The 8,968-nt window shown below is 60.2% G+C and carries 9 protein-coding genes; all 9 read right to left on the reverse strand.

The window, feature by feature from the left end:
• On the reverse strand, positions 1-822 hold an 822-nt coding region (locus tag QZY03_RS17625; RefSeq protein WP_295583349.1), incomplete at its 3' end, for a Swt1 family HEPN domain-containing protein.
• Between the two features lie 9 nt (positions 823-831).
• The gene (locus QZY03_RS17630; protein ID WP_295583351.1) at positions 832-1,170 is read right to left on the reverse strand and encodes a HepT-like ribonuclease domain-containing protein; all 339 of its coding nucleotides are present in this window, start codon (positions 1,168-1,170) and stop codon (positions 832-834) included.
• The gene (locus QZY03_RS17635; protein ID WP_295583353.1) at positions 1,157-1,462 is read right to left on the reverse strand and encodes a nucleotidyltransferase family protein; all 306 of its coding nucleotides are present in this window, start codon (positions 1,460-1,462) and stop codon (positions 1,157-1,159) included. Before QZY03_RS17635 ends, QZY03_RS17630 begins: the two co-directional genes overlap by 14 nt.
• Before the next feature lie 90 nt (positions 1,463-1,552).
• Positions 1,553-1,867, reverse strand: coding sequence for a nucleotidyltransferase domain-containing protein (locus tag QZY03_RS17640; protein ID WP_295583355.1), 315 nt, complete (start codon positions 1,865-1,867; stop codon positions 1,553-1,555).
• 214 nt (positions 1,868-2,081) lie between these two features.
• A complete protein-coding gene (locus tag QZY03_RS17645; protein ID WP_295583356.1) occupies positions 2,082-2,336 on the reverse strand; it encodes a UPF0175 family protein in 255 nt (84 codons plus the stop codon).
• Positions 2,337-2,355: 19 nt separating this feature from the next.
• Positions 2,356-5,355, reverse strand: coding sequence for a DUF1156 domain-containing protein (locus tag QZY03_RS17650; RefSeq protein WP_295583358.1), 3,000 nt, complete (start codon positions 5,353-5,355; stop codon positions 2,356-2,358).
• Between the two features lie 285 nt (positions 5,356-5,640).
• Positions 5,641-6,108: an RloB family protein gene (locus tag QZY03_RS17655; RefSeq protein ID WP_295583360.1), complete on the reverse strand. Its 468-nt coding sequence runs from the start codon at positions 6,106-6,108 to the stop codon at positions 5,641-5,643.
• A 3-nt stretch (positions 6,109-6,111) separates the two neighbouring features.
• The gene (locus QZY03_RS17660) at positions 6,112-7,413 is read right to left on the reverse strand and encodes an ATP/GTP-binding protein (RefSeq protein WP_295583362.1); all 1,302 of its coding nucleotides are present in this window, start codon (positions 7,411-7,413) and stop codon (positions 6,112-6,114) included.
• A 99-nt stretch (positions 7,414-7,512) separates the two neighbouring features.
• Positions 7,513-8,968: DUF3883 domain-containing protein (locus tag QZY03_RS17665; RefSeq protein WP_295583364.1), on the reverse strand; the 1,456-nt coding region annotated here is incomplete at its 5' end.

The following is an 8,968-nucleotide window of genomic DNA, read 5'->3' on the forward strand; positions in this document are numbered from 1 at the left end:
CAATTCGGTCGGCGCGATACCGGAGAACAGGTGGTAGAGCGCCAGCATCGAGTGCGTCTTGCCGCCACCGAAGTTGGTCTGCAACTGGATGACCGGGTCGCCACCCGCCCCGGTCGCAGCGGGCGAGAGCCGCCGCAGGGCGCCCACCAGCATCCCCTTGAGGCTCTCGGTGAGGTAGGTGCGCCGGAAGAACTCGACCGGGTCGCGGTACTCGGCCGTGCCCTCGCCCAGATGGACCTGCCACAGGTCCGCGGCGAACTCGGCCTGCTGATACCGGCCGCTGGCCACGTCCTCGTGCGGCATCACCACCTCACGCCAGGGCTTCAGGCTGCCCGTCACCCCGCTCTCGATGGCCTGACTCACCGACTTGCGCTTCTCGCCGCGCGCCTGCTCGTCGAAGCGCAGGCGCAGCAGTTCCATCTTCATCTTGTCTACTTCGTCGGACTCGGGGGCCGAGACGGCGGACAACAGCCGTTCTGCGGAGTCCAAGGCGCGGTAGGCGTCGTCGCTGGAGAAGGGCTCTTGATGCGCCCACCGGTTGCGCACGGCAATGATCTCGTTCACCAGGCTGCGTTCGGTCTTGCCGAGAATTTGCCGGAAGACCTCGCTCCATTTACGATCCATGATGACCAGCAAGGCGGCGACATCCTGGAGCGGTTCCTCCTTGCCGGCACCCAGGCGGGTGTCGGACAGGACGACTTTCGCCTCGCCGGCCCAACCATCGCCGTACCGCGCCCTCAACTCGCGCTCGACGAAGGGGCCGAGACCGGCCTTCAGCAGTTCCAGCGACTTGCCGACACGCTCGTGGTTGCTGATAGCCATATCGATTCCTTATTCCTGTTCCGGCAACCCGCGCAGTTGAGCGAGCAGGGACGGCAGCGCAAGCTCTACGGTATCCCACAGGATGTCCAAATTGATGTCGAAATAGGCATGCACCAATCGATTGCGCATGCCGACCACCTGCTGCCAGGGCACGCCAGGCATTTCGGCGCGCCCGGCGGCGCTCACCTGCGCGGCGGCTTCACCGACGATTTCCACGGCACGGGTCAAGGCCAGGCTCAGCATCCGGTCCTGGTCCAAGTCCGCGCGTTGACGCCCCTGGACAAAGGCCCGCGCATCTTCCGCCGCCTCGATCATGTGGCTGATCCGCCAGCGATCATCGGGCGACATACTGCACCTGCGCCGTGCGCACCACCTCATCCCGGAAGTAGCGGCTCAAGTCCTGCGGGGTGCGCAGATCGACCTTGCGCCCGCCCAAAGCCTCGGACAATTCAATCTCGATCTGAGCCATGTCCAGCAACGTGGTCCGCGCCTCTGGAAAGAACTCGACCAGCAGGTCGATGTCGCTATCCGGCCCGGCAGTGCCCGTCAGTTGCGAACCAAAAAGCGCCAGGCGGCGAATATGGTGCCGTTCGCAAAGATGGGCCAGGGTGATCTCATCCAGTTTCGATAGAGGGTTCATGTGATCCTCCGGGCGTGACGGGCCGCAGGAGCGGCCAAGACTGCATTCCCACGCGGAGCGTGGGAACGAGATAGACGGGCCAGCGCGTGCTCAAGCGGCCAAGTCATACACCCGTCCTTCCTGCGCCGCGCGCCAGGCCAGGGTGTTGATCACCGTCTTCTGGCGCTCGAAGGCGTCCGCGCTCATCACCACCACGTCGGCAGGGATCAGGCGCCGACCCAGCAGGGTGGCGAGGCGTGCCATCTCGGCGAAGCGGTCGGGCACCTCCTGTTCCACCACCAGCAGGTCGAGATCGCTGTCTGCCCGTGCATCACCACGCGCCTGCGAGCCGAACACAATCAGCCGGGTTCCAGCCGGCACCGCCGGCTTGAGACAGGCCAAGGCATCATCAATCAGACTCATCATCGACCCCCGTCGTCATCGAACAGGTCGCCGGTGCCCGGCGTGGCGGCGCGCGGAGTCCGTCTCCGCGCGTGGCGAATGCCCCCGCGGCGCTGACTCACTTCTCACCCGCAATATCTAACACTGTCGCTATCAGATCACCGGACAGGTAAAGCTCTGACGTGCAGCGCGTGGCATGTTGCCAAGGCGATCAGGGCGGAGCAATCCGCGATCAAAATCATTGGCGCCGCCCCATCGCCTCAACTTCCTGGACAAGCTCATCCCTAGAGATGTCGATGACGGAAATCCGCTGCGCCTTGCACACGGACATGAACTCATACAAATTCATCCCCGCCAGTTCCGCGGCCTTGGCGAGGGTGACACGAGCATCCTTGAACAAGGCCAGCGCGTAGGTTATCCGCATTTCCCGCGCGACCACATCCTGCGTCAACATCCCAACAAAATCACTGGGAAAGTCGATAGCTACTTGCATGATTGCGCTCCGCCTATGGTTATGTAAACAAATCGCCGGTACCGGGCGCGTCGGCACGTGGCGACGCCTGGGCTAGTCGGGTAATCTCGGGCCAGCTCTGCACCAGACCGTTGTAGGCCATCGCCTCGGTCGCGCGCTTCTTGCGCTCGCACAGGGTGTAGAGGCGATAGCACAGTTCGCGGGCGGTCTCGGCTTGGCTGCCAAGCTTCGCGACCAGGGCCGCCGCCGCGCCCTCGCCGCCGGACTCCAGTACGCGGATCAGTTGGTGGACCATCATCCAGTGAGGAGTGAGTCGAGAGGAGTGAGCAGTGAGAGAAGAACCCTCTCGCTTCTCACTCCTCTTTCCTCTCTTCTCATCCTCCAGGTCCCAGTCTGCGGGCAGTTCGACGGGTTTCAGCAGGCGTACCTTGCCGGCCTTGGACACCAGAATGCCCGCCTCGACCAGCCCGGCCACGGCGGTGTTCTTGGACTTGGAGAGTTGCTCGGCGACGCCGTAATCGCCCTCGGCAAAGCCGGTCTGCTCGAACCAGGTCAGCGCCCAGCGGCTGTCGGCGTCGAAGTCGCCTTCCTGCTCGGCCAGCGCCTCGTCCAGGGTCTGGTTGATCAGAGCGAGCGCGGCGCGCACCGGGAGCGCTTTGCCCTCGGCGTCGAGTACCTTCGCATAGCGGGTATAAATCGCCATGCCGGGGCCGATGGCCGCCTGCGCCAAGTCCACCGGGGCGATGTTTCCCTTCTGCAAGTGGGCCAGCGCGGCCGGCAGCTCGGCCTTGAGGGCGGCGACGAACTCGCGGCGGGTGGCGGTGGGGGCGTCGGCAGGGCGTTGGCGGCAGACGAGGACGATGCTAGAGGCCAGCGCGTTGGACTCCGATCCTCGCATCCGGTTGGCCAACTCGGTCCTCATCGGCCAAGTGCCGCTGATGGCGAACCCAGCTTCGATGACGGCGGCCAGAAACGTATCCCAGCCGGTATTGGTTGTGCCGTCTCCGCCATCGCTTTCGGCCTGTTTGAAGGCGTAGTAGATTGTGACCGGGAAAGCCGGATGGGTTTGCTCCGCAATCCGCCGCATAGCCTTCATCATGCCATTTAGGAAGAAGGTCTCTGCGCCAGATTTTCCTCCATGACGATAGCGTGTAGCGACCAGTTCTTCGACCTTAGGCGAGGCAAGCGTCGCGAAGAGTTCGGGGAAGACCGATCGCAGCGATCGGCGCAACCAGACGTAGAAAAAATCCGACAGATCGGCGTAAGGGACGTTGTCGTAGTAAGGGGGGTCTATAGAAACGATTTTGTCGGCGCTTACCGTCTGTTGTTGTGCATCTGCTTGTACAGCGCAACCGGGAGCGGTGGCGCTAAGCGCATTGCTAATGACCTCCGCAATCAAATTTATCTGCCTCTGAAAATTACCGGTTGAGACCGAAAAAACATTCCCTTCCGCAAAGTCCCATGTCATCGATAAAGCTTGCCTTCCAAACGTGGCGCGGATCTTCTGATGTTGTGCGCCATTGTGCCACGAACACAGTGCGGAAGCATTATCCGATAATTTACCGAGGCCAAGGCTCAAATACACTCCCACCGCTTCCGCGTACGCGGCGCCGCTGGTGCTGCCGTCGCGCAGGACTTTGTTATCGTCGGCTAGGCCGGCAGTGATGGCGTCGCATCTTATCTTATCCCGCACTTCCTCTATCAGGTCAGAGAAAGTCGTCAATGCCAGGAGCTGGCGGTCGGTGAAAAGCTGCTGCCACTCCTTGATTCCATAGATGCACGGCGTAAACGCTCGTGCGTCCTCAATGAATGAACCTTCCGGCTTCCACTCGGGCTTTGCGTCACGCGCCAACGTTTCGTGCTCAGACGTCGGTCCCAAATAGACACGACCGCGATCCCCTTCCATCACAACCGCCATCAATCGAACGCCTATACGACCCGCTTTACCTTCAGCCTTGATATGATCGGCTGAGATCGGTGTTCCCGACATCAAGCAACGGAAGCTAGCCCCCCGCGCGAGTTTCGTGCCGCTTTTCGCTGCTGCCATCCGCTCCGCTGATGTAGGCAAGCTTTCAATTTGCTCAATCTGGCTGAAATCTAGCCCACTCTGCCGGACCGTGAAACGGTAGCCGCCGTCTTCGATAACTGGCTCCACCCAAGCCTCCTTACTCGGCTTGGTAGAGAGCATGAAGGTAGTGATAAGCGGCACATCCACGTCTGCAAAGGCTGGGTTGGGACTCTTCACTGTTCGAGCCCAAAGCCACGCAATAACGGTCAGCTTTTGATCGACATATTTGTTCAAATCAGGCCGCAGATTGCCTGGGTCCTCGACCATCTCCGCCGTGACCTCGATTTCGGAATAATGGTGCCCGATCCGCTTCTCCGCCTCATCCCGCATCCACTGTCCGTAATAGCGTACATCCTCAGCGAGTCCAGTCGCGCCACTCCAGCTGCCTCCACTCGCTACATCGGCACGCGATTTCGGATTCACTGGTGGGTTGCATACAAAGCGCGGAGGAATTTCGATCATAGCCTTGTTGATGAGAACTGCCACCGGGTTTAGGTCGCTGGCATAGCTCTCAAGCCCAAGTCGCTGAGCCTCCAGAGGCAAGGACCCACCCCCGGCAAAAGGGTCATGAAAGGCCGGCAGCTTGTAGCGGTCGAACAACTCCTTGGCGCGCGGATGGTCGGCATTCTCGGCACAGGTATAGCGCCAACTCTGCCAAATCTCGTCGCGCGCCCGCTGCAACACCGCCTCGTTGGTGGTGTTCTCCCACAGCACCAGGTCCTCGATGATGCGGAACAGCCGCTGCCGCTCCTTCTCCTGCGCCTTCTCGGTCTTGAAGATATCCGGATGCGCTGACGGATCATCAACCATCTGTGCAAAAATCACCGCCCGCGCCGCCGCCAGCGGTCGGCGGGCCCACCACAGGTGCAGCGTGGATGGGTGCCCGTGCCGGATGGACTTCTCCCGCGCACTGGCCTTGTTGATCGCCTCCAGCGGCAGCGCGACCTCGATGAGTTTCTTCTTGTAGATCATCCCTTGCTTTCCGGGCTAGCGACTTGTTCGAAATGCTGAAGTACGTGGTGGACAGACGTGTAGGGGTTATACTCGTTATCCTTGGCACGGCCTTCGACCCAATCGGCGTTTCCGAGGGCATCGCTTAACCTAGCCATGAGCTTCCTGGCGATGGCTGCATCCGCCTTCCCGTAGCCAGGCATATAAGTACATCAATATATTCGCTATGAGCGCTTAATTATTTATCTTTCTTTTAAATCAATGCTTTGCAATTATTGGCGCCTACAAATATTTCACTTGAAGTACTTAGTTGCGAACTTGGTCTATAGCATCATCACAACGGTGGAACGGTGCATCCGTCCTGGCGTAGTGAAGCAACACCCAATATTCGAAACAAGGGATTGAGATCGCTTCCCGGATGGGTAATGGCTTTTTCTTAAGCTTAGTCAGGGTCTTGATTCTCTCGCGTGCCCGGTCAAAGCTCTCATGGCCGTCACGGTCGAATACGCAGAAAATCGTGTCGTAACTGCCCAGTTCTGCGCACTTGTTCTCCGCACAGCAGACAACACTGATGGGGGCTGGTCCAATGGTGTTTTCGGCAAGAATGATTTCGGCGGTAGTTAGCTTGTATTTTATGCGTGCGGCCTCGAAATACTCCTGCTCCGTCTCGCCCTCGCAAACAATGAGCGTGACCGATCTTGGGGTCTTTCTCCCTGGTTTGCGTCTAAACGAGCCAGCGCCACGCAAGTGCGAAACCGGCGTGCGTCGCGTCATGCGTCAGGCTCCAAAGTCGCCGATGAACGGAATGGCGCCGTAGCGTCCCTTGAGATAGCCGCGTTCCAGGGCTTCGTCTTTTCGCGGTGAGTATTCAAGCAGCGAATAGAGGCGGGTTGATTGGTCATTATCCTTCTCTACAAACCATATCTGATCTCGACGGAGCAGGTCGATATCCAGCAGGGTCGTATCGTGCGTCGTGATCACCAACTGAGCGTTCTTTTCATTGCTGCGACCGTGAAAAAGCCCCAAGAGAAAGCGGGTCATATGCGGATGCAAGCTACGGTCTAATTCATCCACCAATAGGGTTGCCCCCCTCTTGAGCGCATGTAGCCAGCCTCCCGAGAATTCGAAGAGCTTCTGGGTGCCGTCCGACTCATCGCTAATGTCCAGCGGAACATCCTCCTCGGAGTCCGCACGCTTGTGCCATGCAAGGACTCGAAAGCGCGTCTGTTGCTGAATTGCGGGTGAAGCCCCTGGCTGGGGTCCAATTTCAAAGTGAATGCCCATCGTGCCTGCCGGCATGACTGTCGATGGGGCGGCCGTCAAATCCTCCTCCAGTAGCTCCATACGGTCGATGCCAATATCCGCTGCCCGCATGAAACGCATGATCTGTTCCCGTCCGCTTCCTTCTCGCAGGAGATTCAAGCTCAAGAACGGATTAAGGCCGACGCCGGGCACCAGAACAATAAGATTCTGGGTGATCCAATTAAAAACCGGTCGGAGCTGAGCATTGTTCAATTGAATGGCGGTGGACAAGAATAGTGCATTGTCCCGGGTAAAGTCCTGCCAAACTTTGCGTTCCGCACGCTCCGCATTGAAGTTGGGTCCGAACCACCAACTTTGCGTCCTTGTAGCGCTGTCGTACGCGCGCTCAAACCATCGTTGTGCACGGCCCAAAGGATAGGCGACAAGCCATTCCTTGAACACACGTTCAGTACTAACCGCGCAGCAGTAGTGATAACGAACCCCGTCGTCGGCGATGAAAATAATCTCGAACTCAGAGGGTTGTGTAGACGGCGCCGTTGAGAACAGAAACGGCGTAACTGGAATCGCTTGCCCTTCCTGAAAACCAGTTGCCGAGTTCTGGACCAGGCCGCGCAGCGACTCGACGGCGCGCATGAGGTTGCTTTTGCCTGCCGCGTTTGGCCCGTAGACGACTGCCGACCTCAGCAAGTGCAAATCCTTGGCCCCTCCGGGGCTCACGTTGCGCTGGCGATGGGCAGCGTCCGGGCTAGCCGTCATGCTAAGCGTCTGGCGGGTCAGAATGGAACGAAAGTTCGAAACGCTGAACTCAATGAGCATGGTGGAAGGCCCAGCAAGACATGAAACAGCGGTCGATGTTTGCGGGTTTTCTGCAAATTTGCAAGGCAAAAATCCAGAGCGGAAGGACCGTGTGGTTGCTCATTCTGGGGGGCACGCTCGGGCAAGAAGCCCGGAAAAGTCATAGTTCACACTGGTCACTCCAAAGTCCGGCTCGCGCTGGAAGGGCTGGCGCAGGTAGTGTACCCGGTGCGCGTCGGCGTCCTGGAACTCGACGATGGCGAGGATGAAATCATCCGGCTTGTTGAGCGAGTACAGAATCTCGTTGCGCGTGACGGTGATGGTCGGGGCACCAGAGATGCGACCTTTCACCTCGATGAAGCGCAGCTTGCCGGTGCCGGGGACGCGGCTCTCGAGGTCGTAACCGAGCTTGTCGAACTCCCGGTCAGTGGGGTCGAAGCCGAGACCACGTTCGATGTCCATCACGATGGCGCGGGCACGGGCGGCACTGATCTGGGTGTCAACCGCAACCGTCGTGACTGGTGCAGATTGTCCAGTCATGGTCTGGATCAGTCCCATCGGCACGATGAGCGAGCCACCTAACACCACTGGCGGCAGGGGCGAGAGTTGGGCCTCAAGCTTCAGGTCTTCCAGTCGCTTGTGTAGCCGCCCTTGCAGGATATCGGCCCGCTTGCGCGCCTCGCCGGAGTTGAGCCTGGCGTTGGGTTTACCGGCCGCCTCTTGGAGCTTCAACTCCTCGGCGCGGTGATCCCAGTAGGTGATCTCTTTCGTGAGGCGATCCTTGACCGCCGCCTCGGTCTTGGCGATAAGGTCCAGCTTGCGCCCTTTGATCTCGGTAAGGTGCTCCGGCACGACCTGCGCGATGGCGTAACCCTGGGCCTTTTTCTCCAGTCCGTGGTCGATCCACTGGCACTCGGGCCGGTCGAGGATGGTGTCGCATCCCGGTTCGCCGGCCGCCAGGGGGCGGTAGTCGAGATAGGGGGCGTAGGAGAGGTGAGAAAAGAGCAGTGAGGAGTGAGAGGGGAGTGGGGAGTGAGTGGCTAGGTCTGGCGGCGGTTGCGGCGCATCACCGTCAGCATTCGGCTCACTTCCCGAGCCACCGACATGGCCTTCTGCCAGACAGTTGTCTCTCGATAATGCATCGCTCCCCCTCTCACTCCTCACTCCTCTCCCCTCTCTTCTCATCCTCGCCTCGACATAGAGCATCCGCTTGGAGACGACCCGGCGCTCACCGGCGCGGGTCAGTCCGGCGTCCTGGATGGCGTGCTCCAGATAGAACAGCACTCGTGGTGCGGTGCCTGGGTCGCGCTCGTCGACCAGCACGGTGCCGCGTTTGAGCAGGTCGCGATTGCGCTCCAGGGTGAGGTCGATGACGGCATCAAGCAGCGGATGGCCGGGGCAGACGAAGGCGGCGAGCGGCTGGCCTTGGGGCGCGACCAGGGCCTTCTCGAAGGCGATACGCTCGTAGCGCGGCAGTACCGGTTCGCCGATGCCGATGAGGCGGTCGCGGTTGCGCACCGGGGCGGGGACATGGCTGATCTCATAGCGGCGGGGCTCACGCTGTTTGGCGGTGCCG

Source organism: uncultured Lamprocystis sp., from assembly GCF_903933125.1.
Taxonomy (GTDB): domain Bacteria; phylum Pseudomonadota; class Gammaproteobacteria; order Chromatiales; family Chromatiaceae; genus Thiodictyon.

Excerpts from the sequence above, each read along its gene's own strand:
- QZY03_RS17655 (WP_295583360.1), bottom strand. The coding sequence starts at position 6,108 with ATGACGCGACGCACGCCGGTTTCGCACTTGCGTGGCGCTGGCTCGTTT.
- QZY03_RS17650 (WP_295583358.1), bottom strand. The coding sequence starts at position 5,355 with ATGATCTACAAGAAGAAACTCATCGAGGTCGCGCTGCCGCTGGAGGCG.
- QZY03_RS17635 (WP_295583353.1), bottom strand. The coding sequence starts at position 1,462 with ATGAACCCTCTATCGAAACTGGATGAGATCACCCTGGCCCATCTTTGC.
- QZY03_RS17640 (WP_295583355.1), bottom strand. The coding sequence starts at position 1,867 with ATGATGAGTCTGATTGATGATGCCTTGGCCTGTCTCAAGCCGGCGGTG.
- QZY03_RS17660 (WP_295583362.1), bottom strand. The coding sequence starts at position 7,413 with ATGCTCATTGAGTTCAGCGTTTCGAACTTTCGTTCCATTCTGACCCGC.
- QZY03_RS17630 (WP_295583351.1), bottom strand. The coding sequence starts at position 1,170 with ATGTCGCCCGATGATCGCTGGCGGATCAGCCACATGATCGAGGCGGCG.
- QZY03_RS17645 (WP_295583356.1), bottom strand. The coding sequence starts at position 2,336 with ATGCAAGTAGCTATCGACTTTCCCAGTGATTTTGTTGGGATGTTGACG.